17 protein-coding genes are annotated in these 15369 nt (G+C 60.3%); 6 read left to right on the top strand and 11 right to left on the bottom strand.

Going from position 1 to position 15369, the window contains the following annotated elements:
* Window positions 1-11 precede the first annotated feature (11 nt).
* Window positions 12-491 (bottom strand): RNA pyrophosphohydrolase, encoded by a 480-nt coding sequence (locus J2Y86_RS16355; protein WP_007897732.1) that lies wholly within the window; start codon window positions 489-491, stop codon window positions 12-14.
* A 143-nt stretch (window positions 492-634) separates the two neighbouring features.
* Between J2Y86_RS16355 and J2Y86_RS16360 the strand changes: the two genes are divergently transcribed.
* On the top strand, window positions 635-1291 hold the full coding sequence (locus J2Y86_RS16360) for an HAD family hydrolase (protein WP_253433392.1): 657 nt from the start codon (window positions 635-637) through the stop codon (window positions 1289-1291).
* 113 nt (window positions 1292-1404) lie between these two features.
* Here the strand turns inward: J2Y86_RS16360 and J2Y86_RS16365 are convergent, their stop codons facing one another.
* Both J2Y86_RS16365 and ilvA read right to left on the bottom strand, forming a co-directional pair.
* A complete protein-coding gene (locus tag J2Y86_RS16365) occupies window positions 1405-1830 on the bottom strand; it encodes a DUF2269 domain-containing protein (RefSeq protein WP_253433395.1) in 426 nt (141 codons plus the stop codon).
* 39 nt (window positions 1831-1869) lie between these two features.
* On the bottom strand, window positions 1870-3384 hold the full coding sequence (gene ilvA / locus J2Y86_RS16370) for a threonine ammonia-lyase, biosynthetic (protein WP_253433397.1): 1515 nt from the start codon (window positions 3382-3384) through the stop codon (window positions 1870-1872).
* A 323-nt stretch (window positions 3385-3707) separates the two neighbouring features.
* Between ilvA and rpiA the strand changes: the two genes are divergently transcribed.
* Window positions 3708-4382 carry a ribose-5-phosphate isomerase RpiA gene (rpiA, locus tag J2Y86_RS16375; protein ID WP_253433401.1) on the top strand — a complete coding sequence of 225 codons (675 nt, stop codon included), beginning with the start codon at window positions 3708-3710 and terminating at the stop codon, window positions 4380-4382.
* 126 nt (window positions 4383-4508) lie between these two features.
* On the opposite strand, the gene J2Y86_RS16380 is transcribed toward rpiA, so the two are convergent.
* The 4 genes from J2Y86_RS16380 to J2Y86_RS16395 form a co-directional block, all read right to left on the bottom strand.
* Complete coding sequence (locus J2Y86_RS16380; RefSeq protein ID WP_253433403.1) at window positions 4509-5426, bottom strand: SdiA-regulated domain-containing protein; 918 nt, start codon at window positions 5424-5426, stop codon at window positions 4509-4511.
* Window positions 5427-5543: 117 nt separating this feature from the next.
* A complete protein-coding gene (locus J2Y86_RS16385) occupies window positions 5544-6473 on the bottom strand; it encodes an SdiA-regulated domain-containing protein (protein ID WP_253433406.1) in 930 nt (309 codons plus the stop codon).
* A gap of 257 nt (window positions 6474-6730) precedes the next feature.
* The gene (locus tag J2Y86_RS16390) at window positions 6731-7396 is read right to left on the bottom strand and encodes a fumarylacetoacetate hydrolase family protein (RefSeq protein WP_253433409.1); all 666 of its coding nucleotides are present in this window, start codon (window positions 7394-7396) and stop codon (window positions 6731-6733) included.
* Window positions 7397-7433: 37 nt separating this feature from the next.
* The gene (locus tag J2Y86_RS16395) at window positions 7434-8828 is read right to left on the bottom strand and encodes an FAD-binding oxidoreductase (protein WP_253440328.1); all 1395 of its coding nucleotides are present in this window, start codon (window positions 8826-8828) and stop codon (window positions 7434-7436) included.
* Between the two features lie 204 nt (window positions 8829-9032).
* On the opposite strand from J2Y86_RS16395, the gene serA reads away from it, so the two are divergent.
* Entirely contained in the window at window positions 9033-10262 is a 1230-nt protein-coding gene (serA, locus tag J2Y86_RS16400) for a phosphoglycerate dehydrogenase (protein WP_253433412.1), read from the top strand.
* 63 nt (window positions 10263-10325) lie between these two features.
* Here serA and J2Y86_RS16405 read toward each other — a convergent pair whose 3' ends face one another.
* Window positions 10326-10751, bottom strand: coding sequence for a DUF4399 domain-containing protein (locus J2Y86_RS16405; RefSeq protein ID WP_253433415.1), 426 nt, complete (start codon window positions 10749-10751; stop codon window positions 10326-10328).
* Between the two features lie 136 nt (window positions 10752-10887).
* Between J2Y86_RS16405 and J2Y86_RS16410 the strand changes: the two genes are divergently transcribed.
* Complete coding sequence (locus tag J2Y86_RS16410) at window positions 10888-11472, top strand: transporter substrate-binding domain-containing protein (RefSeq protein ID WP_253433419.1); 585 nt, start codon at window positions 10888-10890, stop codon at window positions 11470-11472.
* 89 nt (window positions 11473-11561) lie between these two features.
* Here the strand turns inward: J2Y86_RS16410 and J2Y86_RS16415 are convergent, their stop codons facing one another.
* Entirely contained in the window at window positions 11562-12047 is a 486-nt protein-coding gene (locus J2Y86_RS16415; RefSeq protein ID WP_253433422.1) for a DUF523 domain-containing protein, read from the bottom strand.
* Window positions 12048-12049: 2 nt separating this feature from the next.
* Entirely contained in the window at window positions 12050-12682 is a 633-nt protein-coding gene (locus J2Y86_RS16420; protein WP_253433425.1) for a 2OG-Fe(II) oxygenase, read from the bottom strand.
* Window positions 12683-12790: 108 nt separating this feature from the next.
* Here J2Y86_RS16420 and J2Y86_RS16425 point away from each other — a divergent pair, with 108 nt between their 5' ends.
* On the top strand, window positions 12791-13543 hold the full coding sequence (locus tag J2Y86_RS16425; RefSeq protein WP_253433428.1) for a DUF2059 domain-containing protein: 753 nt from the start codon (window positions 12791-12793) through the stop codon (window positions 13541-13543).
* Window positions 13544-13662: 119 nt separating this feature from the next.
* On the opposite strand, the gene J2Y86_RS16430 is transcribed toward J2Y86_RS16425, so the two are convergent.
* A complete protein-coding gene (locus J2Y86_RS16430; RefSeq protein WP_253433431.1) occupies window positions 13663-14610 on the bottom strand; it encodes an alpha/beta hydrolase in 948 nt (315 codons plus the stop codon).
* Between the two features lie 97 nt (window positions 14611-14707).
* Here J2Y86_RS16430 and J2Y86_RS16435 point away from each other — a divergent pair, with 97 nt between their 5' ends.
* The gene (locus J2Y86_RS16435; RefSeq protein ID WP_253433434.1) at window positions 14708-15289 is read left to right on the top strand and encodes a DUF6436 domain-containing protein; all 582 of its coding nucleotides are present in this window, start codon (window positions 14708-14710) and stop codon (window positions 15287-15289) included.
* Window positions 15290-15369: the final 80 nt, after the last annotated feature.

Here is a 15369-nt window from a genome sequence, read left to right on the forward strand (position 1 = left end):
GAACTCCGTCGTCAGTCGCGCGCTAAAAGGCGCGGGGCAAGCTCTTTGAGAGCGCGTCGATACACCTCGCGCTTGAATGTCACCACCTGGCCCAACGGATACCAATAGCTGACCCAGCGCCAGCCATCGAATTCCGGTTTACCGGTCAAATCCATCCGCACCCGCTGCTCGTTGGAGATCAGGCGCAGGAGAAACCATTTCTGTTTCTGGCCGATGCACAGCGGTTGGCTGTGGGTACGGACCAGACGTTGCGGCAAACGATAGCGCAACCAGCCCCGGGTGCAGGCGAGAATTTCAACATCTTCGCGCTCCAGACCCACTTCTTCGTTCAACTCGCGGTACAAGGCGTCTTCCGGCGTCTCCTGGGGGTTGATACCACCCTGCGGAAACTGCCAGGCATCTTGATTGATACGGCGAGCCCATAGCACCTGTCCGGCATCATTCGTGAGAATGATCCCGACATTGGGGCGGAAACCATCGGGGTCGATCACGGCAACAACCTCGCAAACGCATGTCGCCGCATTGTTCCACAAAGGTTGTGAAGGCAGCAACGAGCCGGCCTACCTTATGTGCACTCTTGTGAAAAGTCCGTATTCTGGACGCCTTTCTACAGACTTTTCAGCGAGTAACTGCAATGCGGCTGGCTTTATTCGACTTGGACAACACCCTTCTGGGCGGCGACAGTGACCACGCCTGGGGCGATTACCTGTGCGAACGCGGCTTCCTCGACGCCGTTGCCTACAAGGCACGCAACGATGAGTTCTATCAGGACTACCTGGCCGGCAAGCTGGATAACGACGCCTACCTGAACTTTTGCCTGGAAGTCCTTGGCCGCACCGAAATGGCCACGCTGGATCAATGGCATCTGGACTACATGCGCGACTGCATCGAGCCGATCGTGCTGCCCAAGGCCATGGCGCTATTGGCCAAACACCGCGAGGCGGGCGACAAACTGGTGATCATCACGGCCACCAACCGCTTCGTCACCGGGCCGATTGCCCATCGCCTGGGCGTCGAAACCCTGATCGCCACCGAGTGCGAAATGGTCGATGGCCGTTATACCGGCCGCAGCACCGACATCCCGTGCTTCCGTGAAGGCAAGGTGACGCGGCTGGCTCGCTGGCTGGAAGAGACCGGGCATTCGCTGGAAGACAGTTACTTCTACAGTGACTCGATGAATGATTTGCCGTTGCTGGAGCAGGTGGCGAATCCGGTGGCGGTTGATCCGGACCCGAATCTGCGCGCCGAGGCCGAGAAGCGTGGCTGGCCGGTGATTTCGTTGCGCGATTGATATCGCCTTCGCGGGCAAGCCTCGCGCCTACAGAATTTGAGTCATTTTCATGATTGACGCATGACCTGTAGGAGCGAGGCTTGCCCGCGAAGGGGTCGACTCGGTCCCTTGCCCTAAACCGGCTTGGCGCCCATCAATCCCGCTATCGCGATAAAACAGACAAAGCTGAACAGAGCCAGGGCAAAGGTAAACTTGCCGCTGCCCCCCGGCGCAGTACGCAGCTTGTTCAACCGCACCAACAACCAGAACCACGCCAACGCCGCCACGGTGTAAAGCACACTCGAGCCCAGCAACCACGTCTGCCCCAACGGCCAGCCCACCAGGTGCACCATCCACCAGCCGGTAAATGGCATGCTCAGCAACGCCACGCCCATCAGTAGCCAGACGAACACTCGTGGCCGCTGCAGCGTGCGCGCCGCAGCCGTCGCATCGCCATTGCGCCGCGTTTGCCAAACCCATATCCCCAGGCCCAGTGCACAGCCCAACAATATTGCCGTCGCCGCGGTGTGCGCCATTTTGAGGGCGGTTAACGTTTCCATTGTTCGATTTCCTTATGACCTGCCCATCAGCGTAGCCCCTCAGCCAAGAAACAACTGATAGGCCGGATTGTCGCTTTCGTCCCAATACGGGTAGCCGATTTCCTCAAGTGCTGCGGGAACCAGATGACGTTCCTCGTGAGGCACTTGCAGCCCCGCGACCACTCGGCCATCCGCCGCGCCGTGGTTGCGGTAGTGGAACATCGAGATATTCCAGCGCCCGCCCAGCTTGCTGAGGAAGTTGAACAGCGCGCCCGGTCGCTCCGGAAATTCAAAGCGCAACACCACTTCATCAACCACCTGCGCCGCGCGGCCACCGACCATGTGCCGGATGTGCAGCTTGGCCAGTTCGTTGTCGGTGAGGTCCAGCACCGGGAAACCCTGCCCGGTCAGGCTGGCGAGCAGCGCACTGCGCGGGTCGTTTTCCGGGTGCGTCTGCACGCCAACGAAGATGTGCGCTTCGCTGCCGGTGTTGTAGCGGTAGTTGAATTCGGTGATCTGGCGCTTGCCGATGGCTTCGCAGAATGCCTTGAAGCTGCCCGGCTTCTCGGGGATGGTCACGGCGATGATGGCTTCGCGGCCCTCGCCCAGTTCGGCGCGCTCGGCGACGTGACGCAAGCGGTCGAAGTTGACGTTGGCGCCGGAATCGATGGCGACAAAGGTGTGGCCTGTGACGGCGTGCTGCTCGACGTACTTCTTGATCCCCGCCACGCCCAGGGCGCCGGCAGGTTCAGTGATCGAGCGGGTATCGTCGTAGATATCCTTGATGGCCGCGCAGATCTCGTCGGTGCTGACCGTGATCACTTCATCGACATAGTCTTTGCAGATGTCGAAGGTGTGCTGTCCGATCTGAGCGACCGCGACGCCGTCGGCGAAGAGGCCCACGGTCGGCAGCACCACGCGCTCGCCGGCGGCCATCGCGGCTTGCAGGCAATTGGAATCGTCCGGCTCGACGCCGATGATCTTGATTTCCGGACGCAGGTATTTCACGTACGCCGCGATGCCGGCGATCAACCCGCCGCCGCCCACCGGAACGAAGATCGCATCCAGGCGCCCGGGGTGCTGGCGCAAAATCTCCATGGCCACCGTGCCCTGCCCGGCAATGGTGTGAGGATCGTCGTAAGGGTGAATGTAGACGTAGCCTTTTTCGTCGACCAGTTTCAGCGAATAGGCCAGGGCTTCCGGGAACGAATCCCCGTGCAGCACCACTTTGCCGCCACGGGAGCGCACGCCTTCGACTTTTATTTCCGGGGTGGTCTTGGGCATGACGATGGTGGCTTTCACGCCGAGCACTTTCGCCGCCAGGGCCAGGCCCTGCGCGTGGTTGCCCGCCGAAGCGGTCACGACGCCGCGAGCGCGCTCCTCATCGGAAAGCTGCGTGAGCTTGTTGTAGGCGCCGCGAATCTTGAACGAGAACACCGGCTGCAAGTCTTCGCGCTTGAGCAAAATACTGTTGCCCAGCCGCTCGGAGAGCTGGCGGGCAGTCTGCAATGGGGTTTCTACGGCAACGTCATAAACGCGCGAGGTGAGGATCTTTTTGACGTACTGTTCGAGCATCGGAAAGCATCACTGAGCGGGTTGGGCAGGGTCAAGGAGTCTAACCCGGCTTTCGGCCGGGCGACCACACTAAACAGGTGGTTTTAGGCGGTGCAGTTCCATTGTGGCGAGGGGATTTATCCCCGTTCGGCGGCGCAGCCGTCGTAAAAGCTGAGGACGCGGTGTATCTGGGAGAATGCTGGGGAGTGCTTCGCACTCCAACGGGGATAAATCCCCTCGCCACAAAAGTAACGGTCACAGCCTGCCAATCGGGCAATGACCTTCCCCGCCCCGAAGCCTATAATGCCGGCCTTTCGTTCCCTCTTCGGCACCTCGGAGCCCGCATGACCCAGGATCAACTCAAACAGGCAGTGGCCCAGGCCGCCGTCGACTTCATCCTCCCGAAACTCGACGACAAGAGCATCGTCGGGGTCGGCACCGGCTCCACTGCCAATTGCTTCATCGACGCTTTGGCCCAGCACAAAGGCGCGTTCGATGGCGCCGTCGCCAGCTCCGAAGCCACCGCCGCGCGCCTCAAGGGCCACGGCATTCCGGTGTATGAGCTGAACACCGTCAGCGACCTGGAGTTCTACGTCGACGGCGCCGACGAAAGCGACGAGCACCTGAACCTGATCAAGGGTGGCGGCGCAGCGCTGACCCGCGAGAAGATCGTCGCGGCCGTGGCCAAGACCTTCATCTGCATCGCCGACGCCAGCAAACTGGTGCCGGTGCTCGGCGCGTTCCCGCTGCCGGTGGAAGTGATCCCGATGGCCCGCAGCCACGTGGCCCGCGAGCTGGTGAAGCTCGGCGGCGACCCGGTTTACCGTGAAGGCGTGCTGACCGACAACGGCAATATCATTCTGGATGTGTTCAACATGCAGATCACCAACCCGGTGGAGCTGGAGTCGCAGATCAATGCGATCGTCGGCGTGGTGACCAATGGGTTGTTCGCGGCGCGTCCGGCAGACTTGCTGTTGCTGGGCACCAGTGAAGGTGTGAAGACCCTGCGCGCCAAGTAGGCCAAACACAAACCAAAATCTGTGGGAGCGGGCTTGCTCGCGAAGGCGGTGTGTCAGCAGATACTTCATCGACTGACACACCCCTTCGCGAGCAAGCCCGCTCCCACAGTTGTTTTGCGGTGTTTGTCAGGGTTGTGCAGGTTTCTTGAAGACGTAGAACAGGTTCGGCTCGCTCACCAGGTACATCGTGCCGTCGTCGTCCATGGCAATCCCTTCCGCTTGCGGCACGGTCTTCTGCAACCCCTGACGCCCCTTGTTCAGTGACATGGTGCTCAGCGGTCGCCCGTCCACATCCAGCTCCAGAATCAGTCGCGACTCGTCGGACAGCGCCAGCAAATGGCCGCTGCGCTCGTCGTATTGCAGACTCGACAAGTCTCGGACAAACATCCCGGCATCGCGCTTGGGGTTGTTGACCACGTGCACCGCGTAGGATTTCTCAGGGTTGTAGTGCGGGAAGCCCTGCACTTCGTAGATCAGCATCGGGTCGCGTTCCTTGGCGACAAACAGGCGCTTGCCCACCGAGTCGTAGGCCAGGCCTTCGAAGCCCTTGTTGCCGCTCATGTGCACGCCCAGTGTCATCTGCTCGGCTTCCGCCGCATCGAGGAACGTGGTGTCCTTTTCCAGATGAATCTTGATCAGCCGTTGCTGGCGCTCGTCCGTGATCACATAGGTGTCGGCGCTGATGAATTCCACCGCCTCTGGATCGCCGAAGCCGACCAGCGCGACACGCCGAATGATCTGGCCCTCCAGCGACAGCTCGATCAGTTCGGAGTTTTTGTTGGTCACGGTGAACAGGCTTTTGCGCACAGGATCGAAGGTCAGCGCCGACACATCGTCGTCCAGGCCTTCAATGACCCGCCCCTCGACCGTGACCTGATAGTGATCCAGGCCGATGGACTGTTCGCTCTCCGGTTGCCAAAGCGTGTGCAGATTGAACCAGGTGCGCTCGAACAGCCGCAGGTACTGGCCGACCGCAACCAGCACGATCAGCGCAGTCACCAGGAGAATCAGCATCAGGGGTTTGGGGCGGGCAAGTCGGCGCATTGAGGCGAGCTCGGAATCAGGACGGGCGGATGAAATACCACGGCAGTCTGAATTGAAGCTTAATGGCCAGTGGCCGTGACCTACAACTGAGCGTCGCGTTTCCTACAAAATCGAGGGTCAGTGCTGCTTTTCGAAACGATAGAACAGGTTCGGTTCGCTCACCATGTACAGCGTGCCAGCATCGTCCATGGTCACGCCTTCGGCACGGGGAATGGTCTTTTTCAGACCATTGAAGCCGCCCAGCAAGGTCATGAAACTGACCTGCTCGCCCTTCTCGTCCAGCTCCAGCAACAGATGGGAGTCGGCGGACAATGCCAGTTTGTGTTGGGTGCGCGGGTCAATGGCCAGGGCCGACAGGTTGCGGATGTCCAGCTCGTCATTGGCCAGTTTCTGCTTGTCGCCGGTGAGCGTCAGGCCGTCGGTGCTTTTCCAGGTGAACAGCGCCGCTGGACGCTCCTCGCCCAGCAGCATTTGCTGGTTGCGCGCATCCCAGACGACTGCTTCGAATGCCTTGTTCTGGTCCTTCGACGGGCCGAGGTCGTACTTCGGGAAGTTGGCGATGTTCAGTTCGCGGGTATCCGCATCGACCTTGACGATGGTCAGCAAGTGTTCGCGCTCATCGACAATGGCCAGCAGACCGTTGCCCATGGCCGTCACCGCTTCCGGATTGCTCCAGCCCACCAGCGGCATTTTGCGCAGTACGTCGCCCTGCAAGGTCAGCTCGACCAGGAACGGGTTCTTGCCCATTACCGAGAACAGGGTTTTGGTTTGAGGGTTGTAGGCCAGGTCGGACGCTTCGTCCTTTTCCATCCCCGGCAATGGCTTGGCATCGATCACGGCCCGGTAGTCCGGGAGCCAGATACTTTCCTGGCGTTCGGCCGGGCTTTCAAAGCGCTCCAGCACCCAAAGCACACCGCGGTCATCCCAATGCATCGCAAACGCGAGGCCATAGGCGGCCGCCACGGCCAGCAACAGCCAGTAATACCAACGCATGAAAAAACGCGGGCGACGGGCAGTTTTAAGCGTAGGCAGCGATTGGATGGCCATCGGGGGATGCGTTCCAGAAATTCAGGCTAAGGGTAATAGCACAATTGGGACCGGCTCTGACGCCAGAAACCCTGGAATTATCCAGACAAGATGTGAAAAAAACGGCAAATGGCGGGATTGCCCTTCTTCGGCCGACCACAAAAACCACTGTGGGAGCGGGCTTGCTCGCGAAGGCGGTGTGTCAGGCAACACTTATGTCGACTGACACACCGCCTTCGCGAGCAAGCCCGCTCCCACAGGGTTTAGCGGTGTTACGGTTAGCGGACGCTGCTGGTGAAGCTGCTGGCGCCCGGCAGTTCGATAACCAGTTCGTCGCCAACATTCAGCGGCCCAACGCCAACCGGCGTACCCGTGAGGATCACATCACCGGCTTGCAACGAGAAGCAGCCAGCCATGTGCTGGATCATCGGCACGATCGGGTTGAGCATCGCGCTGCTGTTGCCATCCTGGCGCACTTCGCCGTTGATGGTCAGGCGGATGCCAATGTCGGTCAGGTCAGCAAAGGTGCTGCCGGCCACGAACGGCGCAATCACTGCCGCACCGTCGAAGGACTTGGCGATTTCCCACGGCAGGCCTTTGGATTTCAGCTCGGCCTGCTTGTCGCGCAAGGTCAGGTCCAGCGCCGGCGCGAAGCCCGAGATGGCGTCGAGGACTTCTTCGCGACTCGGCTTGGTCGACAACGGCTTGCCGATCAACACCGCGATTTCCGCTTCGTAATGCACCGACCCGCGCTCGGTCGGAATGCTGAAACTGCCTTCCAGCGGTACGACGCAACTGCCCGGCTTGATGAACAGCAGCGGCTCGGTAGGCACCGGGTTGTCCAGTTCCTTGGCATGTTCGGCGTAGTTGCGGCCGATGCACACCACTTTCCCGAGCGGGAAGTGAATACGCGTGCCGTCGACATACTGGTGCTGATAGCTCATTGACCGACTCCTGATTCGTTGCACTTTAGTTTGAACGTCAAACGGCGAAGATCTTGCCCGGGTTCATGATGCCGTTCGGGTCGAAGACCGCCTTGACGGCTTTCATGTACTCGATCTCAACCGGTGAGCGGCTGTAGGTCAAGTAGTCACGTTTGGTCATGCCCACGCCGTGTTCGGCGGAAATCGAACCGTTGTACTTCTCGACGGTTTCGAACACCCACTTGTTGACGGTCGCGCACTTGGCAAAGAACTCGTCCTTGCTCAGGTTATCCGGCTTGAGGATGTTCAAGTGCAGGTTGCCGTCGCCGATGTGGCCGAACCAGACGATTTCGAAGTCCGGGTAGTGTTCGCCGACGATCGCATCGATTTCCTTCAGGAACGCCGGGACTTTCGACACAGTGACCGAAATGTCGTTCTTGTACGGCGTCCAGTGGGAAATGGTTTCGGAGATGTACTCGCGCAGCTTCCAGAGGTTCTGCAGCTGGGTTTCGCTCTGGCTCATCACGCCGTCCAGCACCCAACCCTGCTCGACGCAGTGCTCGAAGGTTTCCAGGGCGTGGTTGGCCACTTCTTCAGTGGTCGCTTCGAATTCCAGCAGCGCGTAGAACGGGCAATCGGTTTCGAATGGCGCGGGTACGTCGCCCCGGCCCAAGACTTTGGCCAGGGCTTTATCGGAGAAAAACTCGAAGGCCGTCAGGTCGAGCTTGCTCTGGAACGCGTGCAACACCGGCATGATCGAATCGAAATCGGCGGTGCCGAGCACCATCGCCGTAAGGTTTTTCGGGGCACGGTCCAGACGCATGGTCGCTTCGACCACAAAACCGAGAGTGCCTTCCGCGCCGATGAACAGCTGACGCAGGTCGTAGCCGGTGGCGTTCTTGATCAGGTCCCGGTTCAGTTCCAGCAGGTCGCCCTTGCCGGTGACCACTTTCATGCCGGCGACCCAATTGCGGGTCATCCCGTAGCGAATGACCTTGATCCCGCCGGCATTGGTACCGATATTGCCGCCAATCTGGCTGGAGCCTGCGGAAGCGAAATCCACCGGGTAATAGAGGCCTTTCTCTTCAGCGACGTTTTGCAGGTGTTCGGTGACCACACCCGGCTGGCACACCGCGGTGCGGTCGGTCAGGTTCACGTCGAGGATCTGGTTCATGTAGTCGAAGGACACGACGACTTCGCCATTGGCGGCCACCGCAGCGGCGGACAGCCCGGTACGCCCGCCCGACGGCACCAGCGCCACCTTGTGTTTATTGGCCCAAAGGACGATGGCCTGGACCTGTTCGGTGGTCTTGGGAAACACGATGGCCGTCGGGGCCGGAGCGAAATGCTTGGTCCAATCCTTGCCGTAAGCGTTCAGGGAGTCGGCATCGGTCAGGACCTTGCCAGGCTCAACCAGGGTCTTCAGCTCATCAATCAGCGCAGGAATGGTCATCGACAGAACTCTCGAACAATTCATGGTCATCCTGAGAACGCTTCACGTCGCAGGAATGAGTGTTTAGCGGGGCGCCTATGCTAGCATATCGACCCCGCAGGATAGTGCCCAACGGCTGTCCCGCGGCGACGGCTTTCTTGCCGTCCGGGTCAGCATCTGTTGACCATTTCCTGCCATTTTTCTCCGGGATACAGGTTTACGCAGATGAGCAAGACTTCTCTCGATAAGAGCAAGATCAAGTTCCTTCTTCTCGAAGGCGTCCACCAATCGGCTGTCGACGTCCTCAAGTCGGCGGGCTACACCAGCATCGAGTACCTCACCGGTTCTCTGCCGGAAGCCCAGCTGAAGGAAAAGATCGCCGATGCTCACTTCATCGGCATTCGCTCCCGCACTCAACTGACCGAAGAGATCTTCGATCACGCGAAGAAGCTCGTGGCTGTAGGGTGTTTCTGCATCGGCACCAACCAGGTTGACCTGAACGCTGCCCGCGAACGCGGCATCGCGGTGTTCAACGCTCCGTACTCCAACACTCGCTCCGTTGCCGAGCTGGTGCTGGCCGAAGCGATCCTGCTGCTGCGTGGCATCCCTGAGAAGAACGCTTCCTGCCACCGTGGCGGCTGGATCAAGAGTGCGGCCAACTCCTTCGAAATCCGCGGCAAGAAGCTGGGCATCGTCGGTTACGGCTCGATCGGTACGCAACTGTCGGTCCTGGCTGAAGGCCTGGGCATGCAGGTGTACTTCTACGACACCGTGACCAAGCTGCCACTGGGTAACGCCACCCAGGTCGGCAACCTGCACGAGCTGCTGGGCATGTCCGACATCGTCACCCTGCACGTTCCGGAAACCGCTGCGACCCAGTGGATGATCGGCGAGAAGGAAATCCGCGCCATCAAGAAGGGCGGCATCCTGATCAACGCCGCGCGCGGCACCGTGGTCGAGCTGCAAGCCCTGGCGGACGCAATCAAGGACAAGCACCTGATCGGCGCGGCCATCGACGTGTTCCCGGTGGAGCCACGCTCCAACGACGAAGAGTTCGAAAGCCCGCTGCGTGGCCTGGACAACGTGATCCTGACCCCGCACATCGGTGGTTCCACCGCTGAGGCGCAAGCCAACATCGGTCTGGAAGTGGCAGAGAAACTGGTCAAGTACAGCGACAACGGTACTTCGGTATCGTCCGTGAACTTCCCGGAAGTGGCCCTGCCGGCTCACCCTGGCAAGCACCGCCTGCTGCACATCCACGAGAACATCCCGGGTGTGATGAGCGAGATCAACAAGGTCTTCGCCGAAAACGGCATCAACATCTCCGGTCAGTTCCTGCAGACCAACGAGAAAGTCGGCTACGTGGTGATCGACGTCGACGCCGAGTACTCGGAAATGGCGCAAGAGAAGCTGCAGCACATCAACGGCACCATTCGTTGCCGCGTGTTGTTCTAATCGCGACTTGAGTGACAAAAAAAGGAGACCTTCGGGTCTCCTTTTTCATGGGCGCTACTAACGTTACTTAACGTTGACGGTGATCTTCTCGGAGACGATCGGCGGATCGAAGGCCATATGGTTCATGTCGCCCAACTCCAGCTGCAAGGTGTGCTTGCCAGGTGTCAGCGTCAGCTCGGTCTCTGTCTGCGCCTTGCCGAAATGAACGTGATTGGCATCGGCCGGGATGACTGCCCCTGCTGGAACTACTTCCTTGGCATCGACCAGCAAATGGTGGTGACCAGTATTCTTGGTGGCATCCCCCGCTGGCGCCAACGCAACGTTCTCGACAGCGAATTTGATTTTGAAAGTTTGCGGTACAGTCCCACCATCTTTAGGAGAAACGATGGACACTTCAGCCCCCTTGGGTGCCGGCGTAGCCGCACTGGCCAGCACTGAAACGCCCATCAACAGGCCAGCCAAAGCAGCTCGTGACATAAAGGTTTTCATTCTCTTCTCCAGTTTTTTCGTAAAATCCGCGCGGCCATGACAACTTCACGGCCATTCGTTGTCGAAGGCTCTCGACAACCATAGCAAAGCGAGCCTGAACCAGCGCGTCGCGATAAATGTATTCAAAGGAGTGACCATGCGCTTTTTGCCTGGCCTGATCTGCCTGCTACCCCTTCTGAGCCCTTTGGCTCATGCCGAATTGATTGACGACGTAAACGACCGTGGCGAGTTGCGCATTGCCCTTGAGGCTAATACACCGCCCTTCAATTTCAAGGACGAAGGCCAACTCAGTGGCTTCGAAGTCGAGTTGGGTCAACTGCTCGCCAATGAACTGGATGTGCGGGCCGACTTTGTCGTCACCGATTCCAGCGATCTGTTGACCGGCGTCGAAAGCGGCAAGTACGACGTCGCCATCAATCACATAGCAGTGACCCCGGAACTCAACGATCGTTTCGACTTCAGCGAACCTTACATTCACACCAATGCGCATTTGATCGCGCAGAAAGAAGAGCCGCGTTCGATCCTGCTGGTGCAATCGCTGACGGAAGAAAAACCGAAAGACGCCCCGGCGGTGAACCTGGCGATTCCGTTTCAGAAAGGTAACCCGGCGTTCCACGCCAGCCTGGAAAACGCATTGCAGCGGATCAAGGCGGATGGGCGGATGGCGGCGCTGGAGAAGAAATGGTTTGGGGCGGATGCGAGCGTAGAGCTGAAACCCTGATTTCAGGCTGATGAATACCTTGTGGGAGCGGCGGTGCGAGCAAGTCGAATCGTCGCACCGCCGCTCCCACATTTGTTTAGTGTTGGGCGTTAGTCCAGGGTTGTCAGCGCCGCCGCAGCTTGCGGCAACTCCAGTTCGCTGAAAACTTGCACACCATGGCGCTTGAGCAACGCAGCAGTGACGCCTTCACCGCTGACCTTCACGCCACTGAACGTCCCGTCATAAGTCAGCAGATTTCCGCAAGACGGGCTGTTGGCCTTGAGCAAGGCAATGCGGATGCCGTGTTTCTGCACCAGCTCCAGCGCCTGATAAGCCCCTGAAAGAAACTGCGCACTGACATCTTCACCTTCAGTGGTGATGACCAACGCCTGACCCTCCAGCACATCACCACCCTGCCCGCCCGGAATCTCCGCCGCCGCCCGTGGCGTCGGCAACCCGCCGGCGACCTCAGGGCACAACGGCACGACGCGACCTTCGTCGAGCCACTGCTGAAGCTGATCGAACGGCCCGCTGGCCCCGCCGTCATAACGCACGCGGTGGCCGAGCAGACAGCGACTTACCAGAATTTTCTGCATGATCAGAACGGCTCGTTGCCACGGCGCTGGAACCAGCCGGTCAATGACAGGCGATCGCGGGTCGCGGGCAGGACTTCGTGGGGCACCTCGCCCGACAGGAACACCACCAGGCATCCGCCGGTAGGCACCACATCGTATTCGACGCCATCCTTGAGGTACATGCGCAACTGACCGCCGTGCTCCGGCAACCAGGCGTCGTTGAGGTAGACCACCGCCGAGACCATGCGCCGATCGTCGTCGCGGAAGCGGTCGACATGCTTGAGGTAGAAAGCACCGGGCGGGTACATCGCAAAATGGCTTTCGAAATCTTCCAGGCCCAGATACAGACCGCGATTCATGGCCTCGCGCAGGCTGTCCATCAACTGCAGATAGCTGTCGCACGCCAGCGCCTGACCGGGCTCGATCCACTGGATCTTGTCGCCGCGAATCCCCTCGCGAATCTCCGATGTCGGCCCACGGCCCACGGCGGCCGGGGCCAGTTCACCCTCGGCGGCACGTTTATGGCACTCAGCGGCCAGCGCCCGAGTCAGATCCAGAGGCAGGAAAATATTCTGCTGCGACCAGCCGCGTTCAGCCAGGTCGTCGACGATACGTAACAGCAGCGGGTGATCAGAGGGTATTTGCATGGCGCGCATAGTATTCCTGTGCCCGCAAATCCGACAGAGCCGCGCAGCGGCTTGATACGAATTCTCGACAAGTCCGTATGCCGCACGGAGAATAGTCGCCTGCTGACAGGAGTCCCTATGCGCCGTTTGCTTTTCTCACTGCTGATGTTCTGCGTTTTGCCCGCCTGGGCAGACGGCCACGACCAGTTGTACAAGGTCGCCGGCTGGCCAGAACAACGCGCGCATTTCAGCGATGCCCTCTCAGCCGCTCAACAGCGTTACCAGAACAGCCTGCCGCCCGCCGTGTTTCAGGCGCTGGTGAATAACAGCAATCAGCGCTTCGCCCCGCAGGCCGTGGACCAGCGCGCCGAAGCGCAATTGCGCAAGACCCTCGCTGATCCGAAGCCGGCACTGACGTTCTTCCAGTCACCGCTGGGCAAGAAAATCGTGGCCGCCGAGCTGCTGGCGACCCGTCGTGATCAGTTGGCGAAGAACGCCAAGGGCCTGCCGAAGATTCAAGCCAGTGACAGCCGCATGCTGATCATCGGTCACCTCGCCCAGGCCTTGCCCGCGCGTGAGGCCGGTGCGGAAGTCAGCCTGGCGATTGCCGGCGTCGCGGCCGACAGCCTGAGCTCGATGATCCCCGGCCTGCTCGGCGGCGGTCAGGCGCAAGGGCTGTTGAACGGTCAGCGCCAGCGCTTGATGGACCAGATCGGCAGCGATTTGAACAACACGCTGCTGTATGTCTATCGCGACCTGTCGGATAACGAGCTGGAGGAATTCGCCACGTTTGCCGAGTCGGCTGAAGGCAAGGCGTATTACCAGGCGGCGTTGGCGGCGATTCGGGCGGGGTTGGCGGTGGGGCAGAATCCTTCGAGCCTCAGCCAGTAATTTCGGCGCCTGCAAGGGCCCCTTCGCGAGCAAGCCCGCTCCCACATTGGACTGTGCTCTCCCCAACAACTCGGTCTACTGTGGGAGCGGGCTTGCCCGCGAAGGGGCCGGGACGGGCGCTAAAGATTCCGGCCCTTGATCCGCTTGCTCAAAAACCCGAAATACTCCCCGCGCAACGCCACCGTCTCATTCGCCAAATGATGCCGAGCCTCAGGCAACATCAACACCTGAGGCCGATCGAACTTGGCTTTCAGCACCTCAAGGTTGTGCTCCCAATCCACCGTCATATCCGCCTGCCCCTGCACGATCAGTGGCTGGCGCAGGCTGCCAGGCGCGGCCTCGATGCGTTTGATCCACCGCGCCAGCGCACCGACCCAGGCTGTCGGCAGGCGCAGCGGTTGCAACGGATCGGCTTGCAGGAAGGGCAGGAAATCCGGGTCGTTGGAGTTCTCGCTGAAGCGCCGGGCGATGGCTTTGACGAACGGCTTGAGCAGGTAATAACTGAGCTGCGACCACCCCCAGGCCCGAGGCCTCACCAGGGGTGACAACAGGATCACCTGGCCCTGCGCCGGACTGCTCGCGCCTTCATTCAGCACATGGTCGATCACGATGGCGCCACCGGTACTCTGCCCGCACAGGTGCCACGGCTGCGGCAGATCAAGCGACTTCGCCTCGGCGAACAGCCCTTGCAGCGTGTCCTGATACTCGGCGAAATCCTTGATGCTCGCCCGTTCGCCACTGGACAGACCGTGCCCCGGCAAGTCGCAGGCAATCACCGCAAAGCCCTGGTCCAGGGCCCACTCGATCACATGCCGGTAAAGCCCGGTGTGATCGTAGAAACCATGAAACACAAACAACGTCGCCTTCGCCCGTTCCGGCCACCAGAGCTGGCTGACCAGTTCATAACCGTCCACCTCGAATCGCCCCAGGCCACCGCGTAGCTGACGCCCCGGAAAATCCAGGCCGTAGAACCGCTGGTACGCCAGCGCCTCCACGGTCAGCGGCTGCCACTCGGCCAAAGGCCGCAGGCCGGCACGCAAATGATCAGGGTCGAAAGTGGCGGACATTGGCGATTCCAGAGCACGAAGCGGACTTTATAAGCCTGCGATATTCATCTGTCGCGGCAAGCATGGCAAGCTGGGCGACCTTCGAGGATCGACACCCATGCGTTCGCCCTACCGCACCACACTGCTTGCCAGCCTGCTCGTCCTCGTGTGTGCCGGAGTTTTGTGGGCGGCTTACGACTGGTTTCAGGGACGCTATCTGCGCGCGTTCAGCTCACACACCGCCGTGTTCTCCGGCGACCCGTTGCGCCTGCCCGACAACCTCGCCGGCCCCGGCGCCATCCGCCTCGTGCATTTCTGGGACCCGGCCTGCCCGTGCAATGTCGGCAATCAGCAGCACCTGAGCGAGCTGGTCGAGCAATACGCTGCGCAGGGCGTCGAATTCTATGCGGTACAAAAGCCCGGCAGCCACGGCCAGTTGCCCAGCACCTTGAGCAGCCTGAAAACCATCACCGTCCTCCCTGGCTCGGAACAGATCCCGGCCAGCCCCGCCGTAGCGATCTGGGATCGCAGCGGCACACTCGCCTACTTCGGTCCTTACAGCGAGGGCCTGACCTGCAACTCGAGCAACAGCTTTATCGAGCCGATCCTGCAAGCGTTAAACGCCGGCCGCGCGGTGAATGCCACCCACACACTGGCGGTCGGGTGTTACTGCCCGTGGCCTGTCGATACAACGAAGTAGCGACACGCAAGGCAACAAGAATCCCTCCTACGGGTGATGGGCCGATTCGGCAGGTCGTGTTAAACAGTGACGCCAGGGAA

The sequence above is a fragment of the Pseudomonas migulae genome (assembly GCF_024169315.1).
GTDB lineage: Bacteria > Pseudomonadota > Gammaproteobacteria > Pseudomonadales > Pseudomonadaceae > Aquipseudomonas > Aquipseudomonas migulae_B.